This window comes from Streptomyces sp. NPDC001594 (assembly GCF_042893675.1).
Lineage (GTDB): Bacteria > Actinomycetota > Actinomycetes > Streptomycetales > Streptomycetaceae > Streptomyces.
The window spans coordinates 290965-311539 of the sequence record NZ_JBIAVB010000011.1 but is presented as its reverse complement, the minus strand read 5'-3'; the positions used below and the strand labels follow the sequence as shown (position 1 = coordinate 311539).

At 71.8% G+C, this 20575-nt stretch carries 12 protein-coding genes; 7 read left to right on the top strand and 5 right to left on the bottom strand.

Going from position 1 to position 20575, the window contains the following annotated elements; translation table 11 throughout:
* Window positions 1-62: 62 nt before the first annotated feature.
* Window positions 63-1757: a maltose alpha-D-glucosyltransferase gene (gene treS, locus ACFY0O_RS23300; protein ID WP_388949426.1), complete on the bottom strand. Its 1695-nt coding sequence runs from the start codon at window positions 1755-1757 to the stop codon at window positions 63-65.
* Window positions 1754-3748 carry a maltotransferase domain-containing protein gene (locus ACFY0O_RS23295; RefSeq protein WP_388949424.1) on the bottom strand — a complete coding sequence of 665 codons (1995 nt, stop codon included), beginning with the start codon at window positions 3746-3748 and terminating at the stop codon, window positions 1754-1756. The genes treS and ACFY0O_RS23295 overlap by 4 nt, the downstream gene beginning before the upstream one ends.
* 499 nt (window positions 3749-4247) lie before the next feature.
* On the opposite strand from ACFY0O_RS23295, the gene ACFY0O_RS23290 reads away from it, so the two are divergent.
* Window positions 4248-5102, top strand: a complete 855-nt coding sequence (locus ACFY0O_RS23290) for a hypothetical protein (protein WP_388949421.1) — start codon at window positions 4248-4250, stop codon at window positions 5100-5102.
* A gap of 76 nt (window positions 5103-5178) precedes the next feature.
* Window positions 5179-7818, top strand: coding sequence for an alpha-glucan family phosphorylase (gene glgP, locus ACFY0O_RS23285; RefSeq protein ID WP_388949418.1), 2640 nt, complete (start codon window positions 5179-5181; stop codon window positions 7816-7818).
* Between the two features lie 21 nt (window positions 7819-7839).
* Here the strand turns inward: glgP and ACFY0O_RS23280 are convergent, their stop codons facing one another.
* Window positions 7840-8847 carry an Lrp/AsnC family transcriptional regulator gene (locus tag ACFY0O_RS23280; protein ID WP_358892326.1) on the bottom strand — a complete coding sequence of 336 codons (1008 nt, stop codon included), beginning with the start codon at window positions 8845-8847 and terminating at the stop codon, window positions 7840-7842.
* 158 nt (window positions 8848-9005) lie between these two features.
* Between ACFY0O_RS23280 and ACFY0O_RS23275 the strand changes: the two genes are divergently transcribed.
* Both ACFY0O_RS23275 and ACFY0O_RS23270 read left to right on the top strand, forming a co-directional pair.
* Window positions 9006-10541 (top strand): MFS transporter, encoded by a 1536-nt coding sequence (locus ACFY0O_RS23275; RefSeq protein WP_388949414.1) that lies wholly within the window; start codon window positions 9006-9008, stop codon window positions 10539-10541.
* A 161-nt stretch (window positions 10542-10702) separates the two neighbouring features.
* Window positions 10703-11209 carry a hypothetical protein gene (locus ACFY0O_RS23270; protein WP_388949411.1) on the top strand — a complete coding sequence of 169 codons (507 nt, stop codon included), beginning with the start codon at window positions 10703-10705 and terminating at the stop codon, window positions 11207-11209.
* A gap of 108 nt (window positions 11210-11317) precedes the next feature.
* On the opposite strand, the gene ACFY0O_RS23265 is transcribed toward ACFY0O_RS23270, so the two are convergent.
* Window positions 11318-13594, bottom strand: coding sequence for a M4 family metallopeptidase (locus tag ACFY0O_RS23265; protein ID WP_388949409.1), 2277 nt, complete (start codon window positions 13592-13594; stop codon window positions 11318-11320).
* A 381-nt stretch (window positions 13595-13975) separates the two neighbouring features.
* Between ACFY0O_RS23265 and ACFY0O_RS23260 the strand changes: the two genes are divergently transcribed.
* On the top strand, window positions 13976-15463 hold the full coding sequence (locus tag ACFY0O_RS23260; protein WP_388949406.1) for a sugar transferase: 1488 nt from the start codon (window positions 13976-13978) through the stop codon (window positions 15461-15463).
* 16 nt (window positions 15464-15479) lie between these two features.
* Here ACFY0O_RS23260 and ACFY0O_RS23255 read toward each other — a convergent pair whose 3' ends face one another.
* On the bottom strand, window positions 15480-16424 hold the full coding sequence (locus ACFY0O_RS23255; protein WP_388949404.1) for a GDP-L-fucose synthase family protein: 945 nt from the start codon (window positions 16422-16424) through the stop codon (window positions 15480-15482).
* A 125-nt stretch (window positions 16425-16549) separates the two neighbouring features.
* On the opposite strand from ACFY0O_RS23255, the gene gmd reads away from it, so the two are divergent.
* Both gmd and ACFY0O_RS23245 read left to right on the top strand, forming a co-directional pair.
* Window positions 16550-17563, top strand: coding sequence for a GDP-mannose 4,6-dehydratase (gene gmd / locus ACFY0O_RS23250; protein WP_079429846.1), 1014 nt, complete (start codon window positions 16550-16552; stop codon window positions 17561-17563).
* 224 nt (window positions 17564-17787) lie between these two features.
* Window positions 17788-20562, top strand: a complete 2775-nt coding sequence (locus ACFY0O_RS23245; RefSeq protein ID WP_388949401.1) for a LamG-like jellyroll fold domain-containing protein — start codon at window positions 17788-17790, stop codon at window positions 20560-20562.
* Window positions 20563-20575 lie beyond the last annotated feature (13 nt).

Genomic DNA, 20575 nt, shown 5'->3' with positions numbered 1-20575 from the left:
GTTGGAGTGCCCGCCCCGTGCCGGTACCGCGCAGGTTCGCGCGACTGGCCTACAGCCGGCGCCTACTCCCGGCGCAGGCGGAACCAGTAGAAGCCGTGGCCCGCCAGGGTCAGCAGGTACGGCCATTCGCCGATCGGCGGGAAGCGCACGTCGCCCGTGAGCTCCACGGGGACCCGTCCGTTGAACGAGCGCAGGTCCAGCTCGGTGGGCTGCGCGAAGCGCGAGAAGTTGTGCACGCACAGCACCAGGTCGTCCCCGTACTCGCGCAGGAACGCGAGGACGGCCGGATTGGACGAGGCCAGTTCGGTGTACGAACCGAGCCCGAAGGCGGGGTTCACCTTGCGGATCTCGATCAGCCTGCGGGTCCAGTGCAGCAGCGAGGAGGGCGACGCCATGGCCGCCTCGACGTTGGTGACCTGGTACCCGTAGACCGGGTCCATGATGACCGGCAGGTTCAGCCTGCCCGGATCGCAGGAGGAGAAACCGGCGTTGCGGTCGGGGGTCCACTGCATCGGCGTGCGCACGCCGTCGCGGTCGCCGAGCCAGATGTTGTCGCCCATGCCGATCTCGTCGCCGTAGTAGAGGATCGGCGAGCCGGGCAGGGACAGCAGCAGGGCGGTGAACAGCTCGATCTGGTTGCGGTCGTTGTCCAGGAGCGGGGCGAGGCGCCGCCGGATGCCGATGTTGGCGCGCATCCGGGGGTCCTTGGCGTACTCGGAGTACATGTAGTCGCGCTCTTCGTCCGTGACCATTTCGAGGGTGAGCTCGTCGTGGTTGCGCAGGAAGATGCCCCACTGGCAGCGGTCCGGGATCGCCGGGGTCTTGGCCAGGATCTCCGAGACGGGGTAGCGCGACTCACGGCGCACGGCCATGAAGATGCGCGGCATGACCGGGAAGTGGAAGGCCATGTGGCACTCGTCGCCGCCGGCCGCGTAGTCCCCGAAGTAGTCCACGACGTCCTCGGGCCACTGGTTGGCCTCGGCGAGCAGGACGGTGTCCGGGTAGTGCGCGTCGATCTCCGCTCTGACCCGCTTGAGGAGCGCGTGGGTGCGGGGCAGGTTCTCGCAGTTGGTGCCCTCCTCGGCGTACAGGTAGGGCACGGCGTCCAGGCGGAAGCCGTCGATGCCGAGGTCGAGCCAGAACCGCAGCGCCGAGATGATCTCCTCCTGCACCGCCGGGTTCTCGAAGTTGAGGTCCGGCTGGTGCGAGAAGAAGCGGTGCCAGTAGTACTGCTTGCGGACCGGGTCGTACGTCCAGTTCGAGGTCTCGGTGTCGATGAAGATGATCCGGGCGTCCTGGTACTGCTTGTCGTTGTCCGCCCACATGTAGTAGTCCCCGTAGGGGCCGTCCGGGTCCGTGCGGGACTGCTGGAACCACTCGTGCTGGTCGCTGGTGTGGTTCATGACGAAGTCGATGATCACCCGCATGCCGCGGCTGTGCGCGGCGTCCACGAACTCCACGAAGTCGGCGAGGTCCCCGAACTCGGGGAGCACCGCGGTGTAGTCGGAGACGTCGTAGCCCCCGTCGCGCAGCGGCGAGGCGAAGAACGGCGGCAGCCAGAGGCAGTCGATGCCCAGCCACTGGAGGTAGTCCAGCTTCTGGGTGAGCCCCTTGAGGTCCCCGACGCCGTCGCCGTTGCTGTCGTGGAAGGAGCGGACGAGGACCTCGTAGAAGACGGCCCGCTTGAACCAGTCGGGGTCGCGGTCCTTGGCGGGGGTGTCCTCGAAGGTGTCGGGGACGGGATCGTTGATCATCATGTGGTGGGTGACCCTCCGGTGGGCGGGGACGGTCGCAGGGCGGCCAGGACGTGTGCGGGCGTGCGGCCCGGTTCCAGGCGTACGTAGTTCGCCCTGCCCCAGTGATAGGTCTCGCCGGTGAGCTCGTCGCGCACCGCGAGGGACCCGTGCCAGTCGAGGCCGAGTACCGGCATGTCCAACGAGACCGTCGCCTCCTGGGTGTGGTGCGGATCGAGGTTGACGACCACCAGTACGGAATTGCCTCCCGCGTGCTTCGAATAGGCGATCACCTGTTCGTTGTCGGTCGTGTGGAAGTGGAGGTCCCGCAGCTGCTGGAGGGCCGGGTTGCGCCGCCGCATCCGGTTCAGGGAGGTGATCAGCGGGGCGATGGAACGGCCCTCGCGGTCGGCCGCCGCCCAGTCGCGGGGGCGCAGCTCGTACTTCTCCGAGTTCAGGTACTCCTCGCTGCCCTCGCGCACCGGCTCGTTCTCGCACAGCTCGTAGCCGGCGTAGACGCCCCAGGTGGGGGAGAGGGTGGCGGCGAGCACCGCCCGGACCTCGAAGGCGGGGCGGCCGCCCTTCTGGAGGTACTCGTGGAGGATGTCGGGCGTGTTCACGAAGAAGTTCGGCCGCATCACGGAGGCCGAACGGGTCCCGGACAGCTCCGTCAGGTACTCCGTCAGCTCGGCCTTGGTGTTGCGCCAGGTGAAGTACGTGTACGACTGCTGGAAGCCGACCGAGGCCAGCGCGCGCATCATCGCGGGCCGGGTGAAGGCTTCCGCCAGGAAGATCACGTCGGGGTCGGACTTGTTGATGTCCGCGATCACCTTCTGCCAGAAGACGACCGGCTTGGTGTGCGGGTTGTCGACCCGGAAGATCCGGACCCCGTGCTCCATCCAGTGCCGCAGGATCCGGCAGGTCTCCTCCACGATCCCGGCCATGTCGGAGTCGAAGTGGACCGGGTAGATGTCCTGGTACTTCTTCGGCGGGTTCTCGGCGTACGCGATCGTGCCGTCCGCGCGGTGCCGGAACCACTCCGGGTGCTTCTCCACCCAGGGGTGGTCCGGGGAGCACTGGAGGGCGAAGTCCAGGGCGATCTCCATCCGCAGCTCACGGGCGCGCGCCACGAACGCGTCGAAGTCCTCCAGCGTCCCCAGGTCCGGGTGGACGGCGTCGTGGCCGCCCTCCGGAGAGCCGATGGCCCACGGCACCCCCGGATCCCAACCTCCGGCGGACAGCGTGTTGTTGGGGCCCTTGCGGAAAGTCGACCCGATCGGGTGGATCGGCGGCAGGTACACCACGTCGAAACCCATCGCGGCGATGGCCGGAAGCCGGTCGGCGGCGGTCCGGAACGTGCCGCTCACAGGAGCCGAGCCGGGCTCCACCACCGCTCCCTCGGAGCGGGGGAACATCTCGTACCAGGAGCCGAAGAGGGCCCGCTTGCGCTCGACCAGCAGGGGCAGCGCCTTCGCGGAGGTCACCAGCTCCCGGTACGGCCGCCGGGCCAGCGCCGCGTCCACCGCCGGAGCGAGCGCGGCCGCGTGGCGCGCCTCGACGGACAGGTCCTCGTCGCGCATCGCGTCGGCCGCGGCCAGCACGGCCTCGCGCCCGTCCCGCTTGGGCACCTTCGCGGCCGCCCGCTCGTAGAGCTCGGCGCCCTCCAGGAACAGCAGCCCGGTGTCGATCCCCGCCGGCACCTTGACCGCCGCATGGGCCCGCCAGGTCGCGATCGGATCGCTCCACGCCTCGACGGTGTACGTCCACCTCCCCTCGACCTCGGCGGACACCCGGGCACCCCACCGGTCGGTACCGGGGGCCAGCTCGCGCATCGGCACCGGCGGGCGCAGCCGTCCGCTCGGATCACGCAGGACCACATGGGCGGAGACGGCGTCGTGGCCCTCCCGGAACACGGTGGCGGAAATCTCGAAAACCTCGTCCACCACCGCTTTGGCGGGTCTGGCCCCGCAGTCGACGGCAGGGAGGACGTCCAGCACGGGAATGCGACCGATCATGATGGGATCACCTGGGGGCAGTTCGCAGGGCTCGGTGACGGGCCAGCCGGAATCGCGGCTGGTAGTGCACGCTCTGTTCGCTCTGTTTCTAGCCGCTCGGAAGACGGCTGGGCTGCGGGCATGGCCGCTCCTGTCCGCGTTCACTCGGGTGGCGGGAGAAGGTCGGGGGAGATGCGCCGTGCGTGTACCGCGTGTACCCGCTCAGCCCTTCCCAATCCTCCAGCGCCCAATCCGTGCTCTCGGTCAACTACTCGTACGTAGGGAGCGCCCCATTCCCCAAGGGTCCGCTCGACATCCGTCGAGGCTCCGTCAAGTCGGCGAGGACCAGGTGACATCCAACGGAACACCTCTGCCCCACTGGTCCCCACGGCCCCCTCACGCCCCATGCGCACGCCCCGTCGCGGCGCGCGGGCCCCGCCCGCCGGCCCGCCGGACTGACGGTGTTTCAGCACTTCGGAAGGGGTCACCCCGGCCCCCGATCCGCGCGAGAATGCGCGGCATGGGCCTGACCGAGCAGCTCGTGCATCCCGACCCCCGGCAGCGCGCGGAAGCCGCGCGCCGGGTGAGCGCGGCGGTGTGGGACCCCGGGGCGGAAGAGGAACTGGCCGGGGTGCTCGTCGAGGCCGCCTGCGCCGAGGAGGACCCCGCCGCCCTGGAGGCCCAGATCGGCGCGCTCGTCGCCGTCGAAGCCGGGATCAGCGACCTCGGGCTGCAGCGGCTCGGCCTGGTCTGGCCCGCGCCGCCCGGGCTGGAACGGCTCCTCGCCCGGGCCGGCCGGCTCCAGGTCTCCGCGCCCGTCACCCCCGGCGGGGCCGCCACCCTCGCCGTGGTGCGCTGCCTGCGCGGGGCGCCCCGCACCGGGTCGCGGCTGCGCACCCCCGGCGGGCAGTGGGTGGTCCTGGAGCGGATCGAGCTCTACGGGCGGGCCGTCGACCGGCTGGACTCCGGCAGCACCGCCCGCGTCCTGCTGTCCGGGGCCGGCGCGCGCGGGCTGGAGGAGTGGGACCGGCTCGAAGCCGACCCCCGCGCGCGCGACTGCGTCCGCCGGATGCGCGACCCCGACCCGCGGGTCCGGCGCCTGGCCGCGCAGGAGGCCGCCGACCGGCCCGACGCCTGGGACGGGGACGACGGCCGCCGGCTGTGCGCCGCCCTGGCCCGCGCCGCCGTCACCGAGCCCGACCCCGAGGCGCGCGAGGGCGAGCTGTACGCCCTGCTGCGGCTCGGCCACTTCGCCTCCGGAGCCGTCCTGATCCTGCTGCGCGGCCTCGAACGCGGCCTCGTGCCGCTCCCGCTGCGCCCCTACCTCGACGACCTGTTGGACGAACGGCCACCCGGCGACCGGATCCCGCAGTAGATTTCCGGGGGCGTTGCGTGCCTGCACAGCGTGGTGCGGCCGCTCCGATCCGTCATCCCCTGCGAAGGTGGAACACGTGAAGGCTATCCGTCGATTCACCGTGCGCCCCGTCCTCCCCGAGCCCCTCGTGCCACTCGCCGAACTCGCGCGCAACCTGCGCTGGTCGTGGCATACGGAAACCCGCGAACTCTTCCAATCCGTCGACCCCGAGGGCTGGCGGGCCGCCGGCGGCGACCCCGTCCGGCTGCTCGGCGCCGTCCCCGCCGCCCGGCTCGCCGAACTCGCCGCCGACCGGCGCTTCCTGCGCCGGCTCGCCGTCGCCGTGGCCGACCTCGACGACTACGTCCACGGCGGCAGGTGGTACCAGACCCGCGAGGACAGCGGCGGCCTGCCCGCCGCCATCGCCTACTTCTCGCCCGAATTCGGCATCACCGCCGCCCTGCCCCAGTACTCCGGCGGACTCGGCATCCTCGCCGGCGACCACCTCAAGGCCGCCAGCGACCTCGGCGTCCCCGTCATCGGCGTCGGCCTGCTCTACCGGCACGGCTACTTCCGCCAGTCCCTCTCCCGCGAAGGCTGGCAGCAGGAGCACTATCCCGTCCTCGACCCCCACGAGCTGCCGCTGGCCCTGCTCCGCCAGGAGGACGGCACCCCCGCCCGCGTCACCCTCGCCCTGCCCGGCGGGCGGTCGTTGCACGCGCACATCTGGCAGGCCCGCGTCGGCCGCGTCCCGCTGCTCCTGCTCGACTCCGACGTCGAGGACAACGACGCCGGCGCCCGCGAGGTGACCGACCGCCTCTACGGCGGCGGCAGCGACCACCGCCTCCTCCAGGAGATGCTCCTCGGCATCGGCGGCGTCCGCGCCGTCCGCACCTACTGCCGCATCAGCGGCCACCCCGACCCCGAGGTCTTCCACACCAACGAGGGACACGCCGGCTTCCTCGGCCTCGAACGCATAAGGGAACTGGAAGGGGAGCGCGGCCTCGGCTTCGAGGCCGCCGTCGAGGCCGTCCGCGCCGGCACCGTCTTCACCACCCACACCCCCGTCCCCGCCGGCATCGACCGCTTCGAGCGCTCCCTCGTCGCCCGCCACTTCGGCGACGGCGGCGAACTGGCCGGCGTACCCGTCGACCGGATCCTGGAACTCGGCGCCGAGTCCTACCCCGGCGGCGACCCCGGGGTCTTCAACATGGCCGTCATGGGCCTGCGCCTCGCCCAGCGCGCCAACGGGGTCTCCACCCTCCACGGCGCCGTCAGCCGGGGCATGTTCGCCGGCCTCTGGCCGGGCTTCGACGCGGCCGACGTCCCCATCACCTCCGTGACCAACGGGGTGCACGCCCCGACCTGGGTCGCCCCCGAGGTCATGCGGCTCGGCGCCCGCCAGATCGGCCCCGGACGCACCGAGGACGCCCTCGCCGTCGGCGGCTCCACCCGCTGGGACGCCGTCGCCCAGATCGCCGACCAGGACGTGTGGGACGTGCGGCGCTCCCTGCGGGAACAGCTGGTGCAGGAGGTACGGGAGCGGCTGCGGACCTCCTGGAAGCAGCGCGGAGCCGCCGACGCCGAGCTGGGCTGGGTGGACGGCGTCCTCGACCCGGACGTGCTGACCATCGGCTTCGCCCGGCGCGTCCCCTCGTACAAGCGGCTCACGCTGATGCTGCGCGACCCCGAGCGGCTGCGCCGCCTGCTGCTGGACCCCGAACGGCCCGTGCAGATCGTCGTCGCCGGCAAGGCGCACCCGGCGGACGACGGCGGCAAGCGGCTCGTCCAGGAGCTGGTGCGCTTCTCGGACGACCCGCGCGTGCGCCACCGGATCGTCTTCCTCCCGGACTACGGCATGGCCATGGCGCAGAAGCTCTACCCGGGCTGCGACGTCTGGCTCAACAACCCGCTGCGGCCGCTGGAGGCCTGCGGGACCAGCGGGATGAAGGCCGCCCTCAACGGCTGCCTCAACCTGTCCGTCCTGGACGGCTGGTGGGACGAGTGGTTCGAGCCCGACTTCGGCTGGGCCATCCCCACCGCCGACGGCCTCGGCACGGACGAGGAACGCCGCGACGACCTGGAGGCGAACGCCCTCTACGAGCTGATCGAGAACCGGGTGGCGCCCCGCTTCTACGACCGGTCGGGCCGCAGCGGGCTGCCCGACCGGTGGATCGAGATGGTCCGGCGCACCCTGGTGTCGCTGGGCCCGAAGGTGCTCGCGGGGCGGATGGTGCGGGAGTACGTGGAACGGCTCTACGCCCCCGCCGCGCTCTCCCACCGCGCCCTGACCGCCGACGCGGCCCGGGACCTGGCCTGGTGGAAGGGCCGGATCCGGGCGGCCTGGCCGAGGGTGGCCGTCGAGCACGTGGAGGCCGTCGCCGCCACCCCGGTGGGCGGCACCGCCGAGCTGGGAGCCACTTTGACGCTCCGGGTACGGGTGGCGCTGGACGCGCTCGCGCCGGAGGACGTGGAGGTGCAGGCCGTCGCGGGTCGGGTGGACGCCCAGGACGTGATCAAGGACGGCCGGGCCTTCCCGCTCAAGCCCGCCGCCGGTCCGGACCTGGAGGGGCGCTGGGTCTACGAGGGCCCGCTCGCCCTCGACCGGACGGGCCCCTTCGGCTACACGGTCCGGGTGCTGCCCACGCACCCGCTGCTCGCGTCCCCGGCCGAACTGGGCCTGGTCGCGGGCCCGGTGGTGGACCCCGAGCCGGCGGGCGGCGTCCTGCTGCGGTGAGGCCCGGGCCGTGAGGCCGGGTCAGGGGGCGGGCGGCGGGTCGACCAGCCGCCCGTCCTCCACCAGCATCCCGGCCCGCTTGAGGGTCCGCAGGTTCGGGATCACCTCCACCTGCCCGACGCCCGGCACCGCGCCGATCCGCTCGGTCAGGTACGTGTACAGCGCGTCGGTGTCCCGGCAGAGCACCACGGCCAGCAGGTTCGCCGCGCCGGTGATGGCCGCCGCGAACGGCACCTCCGGGTGGCCCGCCAGCGCGGCCCCCACCTCCGCCAGCCGGGCCGGCGGCACGGTCAGCAGCAGGGAGGTGTCCGTCTCGAAGCCCAGGTGCTCCGGGATGATCTCCACGTCGAAGTACACCGCCCCGCGCTCCCGCAGCCGCTCCAGCCGGCGCCGGGCCGTGGACTCCGACAGGCCCGAGGCCTTGGCCAGCTCCGGATAGCCGGCGCGGCCGTCCCGCCGCAGGACCGCCAGCAGCGCCAGCTCGGCCTCGTCGAGGGTGTAGCGGGCCTCCTTGTACTCCGGACCGGGCCGCGGCGTCCGCAGGGCCGCCACCTGGTCCGGGCGCAGCCCCTCCAGCCCCGCCCAGACCCCGGGGCCGCCGATGTACTTGCGCAGCACGGTGTGGGCGCTGATGGCCGTCACCCGCCGGGTGCGGGGCAGCTTCTCCAACAGCAGGGCGTCGCGGTCCTCCCGGGTCCGGGCCCGGGTCATGCAGTGGATCTCCGTACCGCCCGAGTTCAGCGACACCCAGGCGATGTCCGGCCGCCGGGCCAGCGCCTCGGCCACCGCGACCGCCGCGTCGGGGGCGCACTGGACGCGCACCCAGGACTCGAACAGCCCGACCCGGCCGCCGACGGGCAGTCCGACCACCCGCAGCAGGCCGTTGCCGCGCAGCCGGTGGTAGCGGCGCACGACGGTCTGGTCGGAGACCTCCAGCACCTCGGCGAGCCGGCTGAAGGGCGCACGGCCGTCGAGGGACAGGGCGTGCGCGAGGATCCGGTCGAAGGCATCGAGCAGTGGCGGATGCATGGTTTCCATCATTCCAGGCCCCTGGAGGGGAGGAATCCTGCGCAGACCTGCTTCCGAGTGGGTGATTCGGGGCCCCGCTGCGACGGTGGGGACGACCACAGAGACTCCCGCCGGGCACCGACGACCCCGGCTCGGAAGAACCATGAGGAGAAGACCCCATGCGCAAATGGCTGCCCCTGACGGCGGTGTGCATCGGGGCGTTCATGCTCCTGGTCGACGTCACGATCGTGACCGTCGCCCTCCCGGACATGGCCGCCGACATGCACACTGGCTTCTCGGAGCTCCAGTGGGTGATGGACATCTACGCCCTCGCCCTCGCCGCCCTGCTGCTCGGCTCCGGCTCGCTCGCCGACCGGATCGGCCGCCGCCGGGTCTACCTCGGCGGGCTCGTGCTCTTCGCCGGGGCCTCCCTCGTCTGCGGCCTGGCCGACGGGCCGGGCGCCCTGATCGCCTTCCGTGCCGTCCAGGGCATCGGCGGCGCCGCGATGGCCGCCACGTCCATGGCCCTGCTCAGCGCCTCCTACCAGGGCCGCGACCGGGGGATCGCCTTCGGCGTCTGGGGCGCGGTCAACGGCGCCGCCGCGGCGGCCGGACCGATCGTCGGCGGGCTGCTGACCGAGCACTTCGGCTGGCGCTGGATCTTCTTCATCAACCTGCCGCTGTGCGCCCTGGCCGTCTTCGTGACCCTCCGGGCGGTGGCGGAGTCCCGCGACCCGCGCGCCCAGGGGCTGGACCTGCCCGGCATGGCCACCTTCACCGTGGGGGCCGGGGCCCTGACGTACGCGCTGATCCGGGCCGGTGAGGACGGCTGGACCTCGGCCGCCACCCTGGGACTGTTCGCCCTGGCGGCGGTCGCGTTCGCCGCCTTCGTCCTCGTCGAGCTGCGCGGCTCCCGGCCGATGCTGGACCTGTCCCTCTTCCGCAGCCCGGCCTTCGCGGCGGTCATGACCGCCGGACTGCTGACCTCGGGGGCGGCGTTCTCGTACCTGATGTACGTCTCCCTGTGGCTGCAGTCCGCCGAGGGGATGACCCCGGTGGGCGCCGGTCTGGCGCTGGTCCCGATGAGCCTGGCGGCCTTCGTCGTCGCGGCGGTGGCCGGGCGGCTGCTGCACGGGGTCTCCGCGCGGCTGACCATCGGCGGCGGGCTGCTGCTGATCGGCGGGGGCGCGCTGCTGCAGGCCTGGATGCTGGACGCCGGTGACAGCTGGCCGGCGCTGGTGCCGGGGCTGGCGCTGACCGGGGTCGGCGTGGGCGTGTCGATGCCGGCGCTGGCGGCCGCCGCCATGGGGGCGGTGCCGCCGGCCCGGGCGGGCATGGCCGGCGGTGTGCTGAACACCTCGCGGCAGCTGGGCACGGCCCTGGGCATCGCGGTGCTGGGCGGGGTGTTCCACGCCGGCCTGTCGGACGGCCTCGACGGCCGGCCCGCCGGCACCGCCGACGCCCTGGCCTCCGGCGGGGCGGGCCGGCTGCTGGCCTCCGTGCCCGGGGCGCGGGCCTGGGTCGACGCGGCGTTCGCGAGCGGGCTGCGGGAGACGTTCCTGGTCTCGGGCGCGCTGGGCCTGGTCGGCGGCCTGGTGGTCCTCCTCCTGATCCGCCGCCCCGCGGCGTCCGCCCCCAGCCCGTCCGCCGCCGCCGTCCCGTCCCAGGCCGGCGCCCCGGCCCCGGCGGTGGAACCGGCCCGGCCGCAGCCGTAGCCGTAGCCGCAGGCGCGGGGCCGGGAGACGGCTCCGTGCGGTGGGGGACCGGCGGAGCAGGAGGGTGAACCCCCGAACGCCTGCCGCATGGCGGCCCCCTCCCGGCCGGCAGGGGCTCCTAGGCTGCCCCGCTGACGCCCCCGCGAGAAACGGACCCTGTCATGCGCCTCCGCTCCACAGCCACAGCCGCTCTCCTCGCGGCCACCGCACTGGCCCTCCCCGTCTCCGGCCAGGCCCTGGCCGCCGCGGACCCCGACCACGACCACGGCACCCTCGGCGAGATCCACTACCGGTTCACGGACGACGACGGGGACACGCGCCACGGGACGATCGAGCCGGCCGACGACGACACCTGCTACCGGCTGACGGGCACCTCCCGCAACCGGGCGGCCTTCGCCGTGCAGAACGACACCGACTCCCTCGTCCTCGTCTTCCGGGACAACAGCTGCGGCGGCGAGGCCCAGGAGGTGCTGCGGCCGGGCGAGCGCGCGCACGACCTGAACGCCCGCTCGGTCTACCTCAAGCCCACCGACGACCACCACGGCCGCCACGACCGCGACGACGACTGGGGCGACGAGGACCGCGCCCGGCCCCGCCAGGAGCGCGGCAAGGACCGGGTCGTCTTCGACAGGGCCTTCCTCGACACGGCCTTCCGCTCGATCGGCTGACCCGCCGCCGCCGTCCGCCGCCGTCCGCCGCATGGGACAGGGCCGCCCGGGGAGGTTTCCTCCCGGGCGGCCCCGTGGTTCGGTCGGCTCAGTTCCTGCCCGCAGGGGTCAGAAGGTGAGCTTCCAGCTGTCGATCTTGCCGGTGTCCAGGCTGGCGTTGTCGTTCACGCGCAGCTTCCAGACGCCGTTCGCGACCTCGGAGGAGGCGTCGACGGTGTAGCTCTTGATGATGTTGTCGGCGCTGCCGCCCGCACGGTTGTGCAGGTTGTAGACGCTGCCGTCCGGCGCCACCAGGTCGACCTTCAGGTCGCCGATGTAGGTGTGCAGGATGTTGACGTCCACCTTGAGCGTGGCCGGCGCGTTGCCCGGGCGGCCGCTCACCGTGATCGGGGACTCGACCGTCGCGTTGTCGTTGATCGCGTAGTCGGTCGTGTTCTCGAAGACGCTCGGCAGTGAGGTGCCGACCGTCCAGGTGAACGACGTGGTGCCCGTCTTGCTCGCCGAGTCGGTGACGGTGACGGTCACGTTGGACGTGCCCGCGGTGGTCGCCGTGCCGGAGATCAGACCCGTGGAGGAGTTGATCGACAGGCCGGCCGGCAGGCCGGTCGCCGAGTAGGTCAGGGCGCCCGGGTTGGTGCTGGTCGCCTGGACCTGGAGGCTCACCGCGGTGTTGATCTGGGTGGTCTGGTTGCCGATCGCGGTGACGGTGACCCCGTCGTTGATGCGCGGGCCGACGCTGATGGCGGCCCAGGCGTTGGCCACGTTGTTGTACGTGGTCGAGCCGGCGCCGTACAGGTCGGCGGCGGCCTTCAGGGTCTGGACGCGGGCGTCGGCGTAGTTGGTGGTGGACTTGAAGTAGCCCACCGTCAGCGCGCGGAACCAGATCTTCGCGGCGGCGTCACGGCCGATCGCGGTGACCGGGAGGCCGTCGGAGGTCGGCGAGTTGTAGCTCACGCCGTTGATGACCTTGGCGCCGGAGCCCTCGGAGGCCAGGTAGAACCAGTGGTTCGCCGGACCCGAGGAGTAGTGGACGTCGATCGAGCTGATGCCCGAGTACCACGCGTCCTTGGACGCGCCGTCCTTGCTGGGCTTGTCCATGTAGCGCAGCGGGGTGCCGTCGCCGTTGATGTCGATCTTCTCGCCGACGAGGTAGTCGCCGACGTCGGACGGGTTGTTGGCCCAGAACTCGACGGCCGCCGCCATGATGTCGGAGGTGGCCTCGTTCAGACCGCCGGACTCACCGCTGTAGGTCATGTTGCCGGTGACCGAGGTCAGACCGTGGGTCATCTCGTGCGCGGCGACGTCGATGGAGGTGAGCGGCTTGCTGTTGGCCGTGCCGTCACCGTAGGTCATGCAGAAGCAGGAGTCGTCCCAGAAGGCGTTCACGTACGCGTTGCCGTAGTGGACCCGGCTGTAGGGGGCCACGCCGTCGTTGCGCAGGCCGTTGCGGCCGTGGACGTTCTTGTAGTAGTCCCACGTCAGCTGGGCGCCGTAGGCGGCGTCCGCGCCGGCCGTCTCCTTGTTGGAGGGCAGGCCGTTGCCCCAGACGTCGGTCGTCTTGCTGAACAGCGTGCCGGTGCCGGACGAACCCCCGTTGAGGTTGTACGTCTTGTGGCCGCCCCGGCTGCCGTCGGTCAGCGTGTAGTTGCTGCCCGACAGGGTGGTGCCGAGGGTGACCTGGCCGCTGTACTGCGTGTTGCCCGTGCCCGTCTCGACGGCCTGCCACTGGGTGATCTTCGCGCCGGTCTTGGCGTCGGTGATCACGTGCAGGCGGCTCGGGGTGCCGTCGTCCTGGAGGCCGCCGACGACGGTCTCGAAGGCGAGGACCGGGACGCCGGAGCCGGCCCAGATCACCTTGCGGGCGCCCTTGTCGGCCTTGGACTGCTTGGAGCCCGCGGAGTTGGCGGCGGCGACCGCCTGGCCCTCTGCGGCGGTGGTGCTGACCGTGGCGTTGGTGTCCGCGACCTTGATCTCGTGCTGGGTCGCCTTGGTCACGCTCTTGGTGACGCCGCCCTTGGCGTGGACGGTCAGGTCACCGCCGAGCACGGGCAGGCCGTCGTAGGTCCGCTCGTACGTGGTGTGCGTGGTGCCGTCGGCGTCCTTGGACACGTCTCGGACGACCAGCTTCTCGCCGCTGCCGAGGCCGAGCGCCTTGGCGGCCTGCGCGGTGGTCGAGTTGGCCTCGCTGATGAGCGTCGCACGCTCCGAAGCGCTGAGTACGACATTGGCCGCGCCCGGGTTGGGCTGGGCGACCGTGCGTGTCTGCGACGCGGTGGCGTCGGCGGCGGCGGTGGCGGTACCGGCCTGCATACCTACGGCGACCATGGCCGCCGCGGCTACGAGTGCGCCGGCCGCGGTGGCACGCCGCTGGGGGGTGGGACTCAACGCAGACTCCTTCTGCAAGGGGGGTTCCGGATGGCTGGGTGGGCCTCCGGGCAGATCAGGGCTGTGCGATGAACGGATCGAAGCGTGCCAGCTGGAGTGTCCGATGTCAGGGCCACATCAAAAGGTTGGCTGGAAACGGTTCGTTGTCCGAAGAGACGTATCCGGTATCCGGAACATTCACCTTCGTGTGCGAAAGGACTCCGCGCGCCGTGGAACGGTTGGTACCGGTTGCTAACCCTTGGGTAACAAGAGGCTCCGTTCACCCGAACGGCATTTACCGTACGGGTGTTTGTCGTACTGTTTCCCGGTGCGACAGATGTTCGTTGCTTGGGGAAGCGGCGGACGAGCGTCACCGACATAGACCACGTGCCAGGGGGGCCCATGAGGCATGTCCGTTTTCCTGCGCAAAGTGTGGCCGCTGCGGCCGGTGGCTCGGACGGGCCCCTGGACGCCCCCGCGCGGCGCCTCGGTGACAAGGCCCGCTGGTACCTGCCCGTGGCCGTGGGCGCCGACTTCGCCGGCGCGGCCGTGCCCGTCGGCCTGGTCTTCGACGCGGCGCAGCAGGCCAGGCCCGGGTACTGCGCCCTCGGCGCGGCCCTCGCCTGGGTCGGCGTACAGGCCCTGCGCCGACGTTACGCCACCCGCGCCCTCGGAGAATCCCGCGGAGTGCTCCCCGTCGTCCACGACTGGCTGATTCTCATCGGTGTCCTGGCCGTCGTCAGGGTGCTCACCGGGGAGGCCACCCCCCGGCTGGCCGCCCTCGGAGCCCTGCTGCCCGCCCTCCTGATCACCGTCGCCTGCCGCAAACTGACCTACCGTCACCTCAACGCCGCCCGCCGCGAGGCCCAGGCCGTCAGCCGGGTCCTCGTGGTCGGCGAACCCGCCGCCGCCGAACACGTCATCGCCCACCTCGCGGCGCGCACCGACCACCCGTACGTGGTCGTCGGCGTACTCCCGGTCGGCGAGGGCGCCCTCGAAGGCGGCGTGCCCGTCGCGGGCCGGCTCGGCGGCCGGATGCCCGAGGCCCTGACCGAGGACTCCGCCGCCGTGCTGGACGCCGTCCGCGGCCACCACGCCGACCTGGTGCTGGTCGTACCCGGGGCGCGGATCGCGGGGGAGCGGCTGCGCCGGGTGGCGTGGGCGCTGCACGACGAGGGGCTGGAGATGGCCGTGTTCCCCGGGCTGGTGGAGGTCTCCGTCAAGCGGCTGGAGACCCTGTCCGCCGGCGGGCTCGCCGTGCTGCGGGTCGCCCCGCCCGTGCGGCGGGGGGCCCAGCCCCTGCTCAAGTCGGTGCTCGACCGGGCCGCGGCGGCGCTCGGACTGCTCCTGCTGTCACCGCTCTTCCTCGGGCTGGTGCTGGCCATCCGCCTCGGCTCGCGCGGCCCGGCCCTCTACAGCCAGCGCCGGATCGGGCGCGACGGGGTCCCGTTCGTCATGTGGAAGTTCCGCACCATGGTGGAGGACGCCGAGCGGCTCAAGGCCGAGCTGTCGGGGGCCAACGAGAACGACGGGCTGATGTTCAAGATGCGCCGCGACCCCCGCGTCACCCGGGTGGGCCGACTGCTGCGCCGCACCTCGCTGGACGAACTGCCCCAGCTGTACAACGTGCTGACGGGCAGCATGTCCCTGGTCGGCCCGCGCCCGCCGCTGCCCGAGGAGGTGGCGGAGTACGACGAGGTCGAGCTGCGCCGGCTCACCGTGCGGCCGGGGATGACGGGGCTGTGGCAGATCAGCGGACGCTCCGACCTCTCCTGGGACGAAACGATTCAGCTCGATCTCCAGTACGTGGACAACTGGTCCTTCACCAGCGACGTCGACGTCATGGGCCGTACCCTCCGCGCCGTCGTCGACGGCCGCGGAGCGTACTGAGGGGCCGGCGTTGACGTCAGTTCTGGTCCAGCCACCAGCGGTAGGTGGAGGCGATGCCCTCGCGCAGCCCGATGCCGGGCTTCCAGCCCAGCGCGTTCAGGCGGGACACGTCGAGCAGCTTGCGCGGGGTCCCGTCCGGCTTGGTGGTGTCCCAGGCGAGCCGGCCCCCGAAGCCGGTCACCTCGGCGACCGTCTCGGCCAGCGCCTTGATGGTCAGGTCCTCGCCGCAGCCGATGTTGACGGGCTCGTCCCCGTCGTAGCGCTCCAGCAGCACGGCGCAGGCGGCCGCCAGGTCGTCCACGTGCAGGAACTCGCGGCGCGGGGTGCCGCTGCCCCACAGGACCACCTCGTCGCGGCCCCCGGCGGCGGCCTCGTGGAAGCGCCGGATCAGCGCGGGCAGCACGTGCGAGGACTCCAGGTCGAAGTTGTCCCCCGGCCCGTAGAGGTTGGTGGGCATGGCGGAGACGTACGAGGCCCCGTACTGCTTGCGGTACGACTGGACCTGCACGATCCCCGCGATCTTCGCCAGGGCGTAGGCCTCGTTGGTCGGCTCCAGCGGCCCGGTCAGGAGGGCGTCCTCCGAGATGGGCTGCGGGGCGAGCTTGGGGTAGATGCAGGAGGAACCCAGGAACAGCAGCCGGCCCACACCGGCGGCGTGCGAGCCGCCGATGACGCTGAGCTGGATCTTGAGGTTGTCCTCCAGGAACTGCACCGGGTACGTGCTGTTGGCCATGATCCCGCCGACCTTGGCGGCGGCCAGCACCACGGCGTCGGGGCGGACGTCCCTCAGGTACGCCTCCGTCGCGGCGGCGTCGCGCAGGTCGAGGTCGGCGCGGCCGCGGGTGAGCACCTCGTACCCGTCGGCGGTGAGGCGGCGGACGACCGCGGACCCCACCAGGCCGCGGTGTCCGGCGACGAAGACGCGGGCGTGCGGGGGCAGAAGCGGCTGCGGATTAGTCATACCGCCGATGATGCCAGTCCGCCGAGACCCGCCGGCCCGGACTTACGCGCCGCCGCGCACCCCGCAGACCGCACACCGAGGCGAAGCCTCACCAGGAACAGCAACAACGGACCCCAGGGGGACCCATGGGCAAGACCGCACTGATCACCGGCGTCACCGGACAGGACGGCTCGTACCTCGCCGAGCTCCTGCTCTCGAAGGGCTACACGGTGCACGGGCTCGTGCGGCGGTCCTCCAGCTTCAACACGGAGCGGATCGACCACGTCTACCAGGACCCGCAGACGGCGAACCGCTCCTTCGTCCTGCACCACGCCGACCTCTCCGACGGCGTCGCCCTGGTGAACCTGCTGCGCGACATACGCCCCGACGAGGTCTACAACCTCGGCGCCCAGTCCCATGTCCGGGTCTCCTTCGACGCGCCCCTCTACACCGGCGACGTCACCGGCCTCGGCGCGCTGCGGCTGCTGGAGGCCATCCGGGCCAGCGGCGTCGACACCCGGATCTACCAGGCCTCGTCCTCGGAGATGTACGGCTCCACCCCGCCCCCGCAGAACGAGGACACCCCCTTCCACCCGCGCAGCCCCTACGGCGCGGCGAAGGTCTTCGCGTACTGGACCACGGTCAACTACCGCGAGGCGTACGACATGTTCGCCGTCAACGGGATCCTCTTCAACCACGAGTCCCCGCGCCGCGGCGAGACCTTCGTGACCCGCAAGATCACTCGCGCGGTCGCCCGGATCAAGGCCGGCCTCCAGGACCACCTCTACCTCGGCAACCTCGACGCCGTCCGCGACTGGGGCTACGCCCCCGAGTACGTCGAGGCGATGTGGCGCATGCTCCAGCAGGACGAGCCGACCGACTACGTGGTCGCCACCGGAGTCGCCGCGACCGTGCGGGAGTTCGTCGAGTCCTCCTTCACCCACGCCGGCCTCGACTGGAACGAGCACGTCCGCTACGACCCCAAGTACGAGCGCCCCAGCGAGGTCGACGCCCTCATCGGCGACGCCTCGAAGGCGCGCGAGATCCTCGGCTGGAAGCCGACGGTCCTCGTGCCCGAACTGGCCCGCATCATGGTCGACGCGGACGTGCGGCAGGTGGAGGACCAACTGGCGGGCGCCACCGTACGCATCGACCGCTGAGGCCGTATATTTCGCCTACGATTCGCCTACGTTTTGCGTGTCCCGGTCATGTCCGCGGTGCTCCGAAGCCCTGACCGGGGCAAACCTGCCGTGCGTATCTCCGTTGGTATGCAGAGGGTCAAGTAGGGTGACCGGGAATTCACCCGGGCCCTAGTCTGCGTCGGATACACACGGCTGTTCGTACAGTTCCAGCCATCAGACCGGGCGATTGCCCTGGGGGGCCAATGCGTAGATCCAGAGGGCTGACTGCTGCCCTCGTCCTGTCACTGGTCGGCGCCGGCGCCGGCATGGGAGTGGTGCTGACGCCCTCGGCGTCGGCCCTCACACCGCCAGTGGCGTTCACCGCCGACGAACTGCCCACCTGGCAACCGAACGGCGTCGTCTTCGCCATGGCCGAGGCGAACGGCACCGTGTTCGCCGGCGGCACCTTCTCGGCCGTCCGCCCGCCCGACGCCGTCGGCGGCGCCGAGCAGGACGCGGTGAACTTCGTGGCGCTCGACGCCGCCACGGGCAACCCCACCCCCTGCAAGCTGGCCTTCACCGTCGGCGACGGCACCGCCACCGTCCGGGCCCTGACCGTCTCCAAGGACGGCAAGACCCTCTACGCCGGCGGCTACTTCGGCGCCGTCAACGGCACCCCGGTCTCCAGCCTCGCCGCCATCGACATCGAGACCTGCACCCCCAAGGCCGCCTTCCACCCCGCCGTCCCCGCCACCGTGCGCGCCCTCGCCGTCACCGACGACACCCTGTACGTCGGCGGCGACTTCGCCACCGTGGAGGGCCAGACCCGCGAGCGGTTCGCCGCCGTCGACGCCTCTTCCGGCGCCCTCAAGCCCTTCACCGCCAACGCGGACGAGCCGGGCCGCGCCGTCAAGGTCAGCAACGACGGCAAGAACGTCCTGCTCGGCGGCGACTTCTTCACCGTCAACGGCTCCAACTCGCACGCCCTGGCCGTCGTCGACGCCACCACCGGTGCCGTCACCAAGACGTACAGCACCATCCCCTCGAACTCGGTCGTCAAGGACATCGCCGCCGACGCCACCGGCTACTACACCGGCAACGAGGGCTCCGGCGGCGGCGTCTTCGACGGCCGCATCGGCCTGGGCCTCGACTTCAACGAGAAGTGGCGCGACCGCTGCCTCGGCGCGACCCAGTTCGTGCTCCCGTACGACGGCGTCCTCTACAGCGCCTCGCACGGCCACGACTGCTCCACCGAGCTGGAGTTCCCCGACGGCAAGCGCAACTTCCTGATGGCGCAGCCCACCGACCACACCGGCACGCCCCCCGCCCCCGTGGACGGCTTCGTGCGCGGCCCGCGCAAGCTCGGCTGGCACCCCACCGCCAACGACGGCATCGGCGAGGGCATCGGCCCGCGCGTCATGGCCGTCGCCGAGAAGTCCGACGTCAAGTACCTGTGGGTCGGCGGTGAGTTCACCCAGATCAACGGCAAGCCGCAGGCCGGCCTGACCCGCTTCGCCAACACCGGCGACGTCGGCGCGCCCACCACCCCGGTCGCCAGCGCCGGCAGCGTCAAGCCCGGCGAGGTCCAGGTCCGCTGGCGCACCAGCTACGACCAGGACGACAGCAAGCTGACGTACCGGATCTACCGCAACGGCTCGGCCACCCCGATCCAGACCATGACCGCCGACTCCCTGGAGTTCGAGCGTCCCCAGGCCTCCTGGACCGACACCACCGTCAAGGCCGGCCAGTCCTACACCTACCGGGTGACCGCCACCGACGGCGCCGGCAACACCAGCGCCCTGTCGGCCACCGCCTCCGTCACCGTCCCGACCTCGGTCCAGGCCTACCCGGACAAGGTCCGCACCGACGGCGCCAACCTGTACTGGCGCTACGACGACACCGTCACCCCGTACGTGGCCGACTCCTCGGCCGGCGGCAACACCAGCGGCATCCAGGTCAACGCCCCGGCGCTGAACCAGGCCCCGGGCGCCGTCGGCGGCACCAGCACGGCCATGGGCTTCAACGGCACCAGCCAGCAGGTCTACAGCGACCACCGCCAGTTCGTGGGCAGCAGCTTCACCATCGAGACCTGGTTCAAGACCAACACCACGCGCGGCGGCAAGCTGATCGGCTTCGGCAACAACACGGTCAACAACAGCGGCTCCTACGACAAGCAGCTGTACATGACCAACACCGGCCGCCTCGCCTTCGGCGTCTACAACGGCTCGACCCGCACCATCACCACGGGCCTGTTCGAGACGTACAACGACAACAAGTGGCACCACGTCGTCGGCACCCAGGGCCCCGGCGGCATGACGCTCTACGTCGACGGCCAGAACAAGGGCACCAACAGCGCCACCAACTCCACCCCGTACGCCGGCTACTGGCACGTGGGTGGGGACAACCTCAACAGCTGGCCGAACCGCCCGACGAGCAACTTCTTCGCCGGCCAGATCGACGAGACCGCCGTCTACCCGACGGCCCTCACCCAGGCCCAGGTCAAGAGCCACTACGACCTCGCCAAGGCTCCGACCGACACGGTCTCCAAGGTCCCCGCGGCCGAGGACACCTACATCAACCAGGGCGCCCCGGCGACGGCCTACGGCACCTCCACGCAGCTCGCGGTCCGCGGCAGCTCCGCGTACGAGTCGTACCTGCGCTTCACCCTCCCGGCCGCCCCGGCCGGACAGGTCCTGAAGGCCGCCTCCCTCCAGTTCAAGACCTCCACGCAGACCGGCGCCGGCACCGCCGACACCGTCTCCGTGGTCCCGGTCACCGGCACCTGGAGCGGCGCGGGCACCACGTTCAACACCAAGCCCACCCTCGGCACCACCCCGCTCGGCAGCGTCGCGGGCGTGCCGGACGGCTCGGCCATCCAGAACGTCGAGCTCGACACCACCGCCGTCTCCGCGGTGCTGGGCAGCAGCTACAGCCTCGGCCTGACCAGCACGGGCACCGACGCGCTGTGGCTCTGGTCCTCGGAGTCGACCGCCGCGGACGCCGTTCCGCAGCTGATCCTCACCTTCGGCCAGAAGTAACCACCGAGACGCA

Bases quoted from the DNA above. Each gene is read 5' to 3' on its own strand.
- gmd (WP_079429846.1), top strand. From the start codon at position 16,550: ATGGGCAAGACCGCACTGATCACCGGCGTCACCGGACAGGACGGCTCG.
- ACFY0O_RS23245 (WP_388949401.1), top strand. From the start codon at position 17,788: ATGCGTAGATCCAGAGGGCTGACTGCTGCCCTCGTCCTGTCACTGGTC.
- ACFY0O_RS23270 (WP_388949411.1), top strand. From the start codon at position 10,703: ATGCGCCTCCGCTCCACAGCCACAGCCGCTCTCCTCGCGGCCACCGCA.
- ACFY0O_RS23280 (WP_358892326.1), bottom strand. From the start codon at position 8,847: ATGCATCCGCCACTGCTCGATGCCTTCGACCGGATCCTCGCGCACGCC.
- ACFY0O_RS23255 (WP_388949404.1), bottom strand. From the start codon at position 16,424: ATGACTAATCCGCAGCCGCTTCTGCCCCCGCACGCCCGCGTCTTCGTC.
- ACFY0O_RS23260 (WP_388949406.1), top strand. From the start codon at position 13,976: ATGAGGCATGTCCGTTTTCCTGCGCAAAGTGTGGCCGCTGCGGCCGGT.
- treS (WP_388949426.1), bottom strand. From the start codon at position 1,757: ATGATGATCAACGATCCCGTCCCCGACACCTTCGAGGACACCCCCGCC.
- ACFY0O_RS23275 (WP_388949414.1), top strand. From the start codon at position 9,006: ATGCGCAAATGGCTGCCCCTGACGGCGGTGTGCATCGGGGCGTTCATG.
- ACFY0O_RS23290 (WP_388949421.1), top strand. From the start codon at position 4,248: ATGGGCCTGACCGAGCAGCTCGTGCATCCCGACCCCCGGCAGCGCGCG.
- ACFY0O_RS23295 (WP_388949424.1), bottom strand. From the start codon at position 3,748: ATGATCGGTCGCATTCCCGTGCTGGACGTCCTCCCTGCCGTCGACTGC.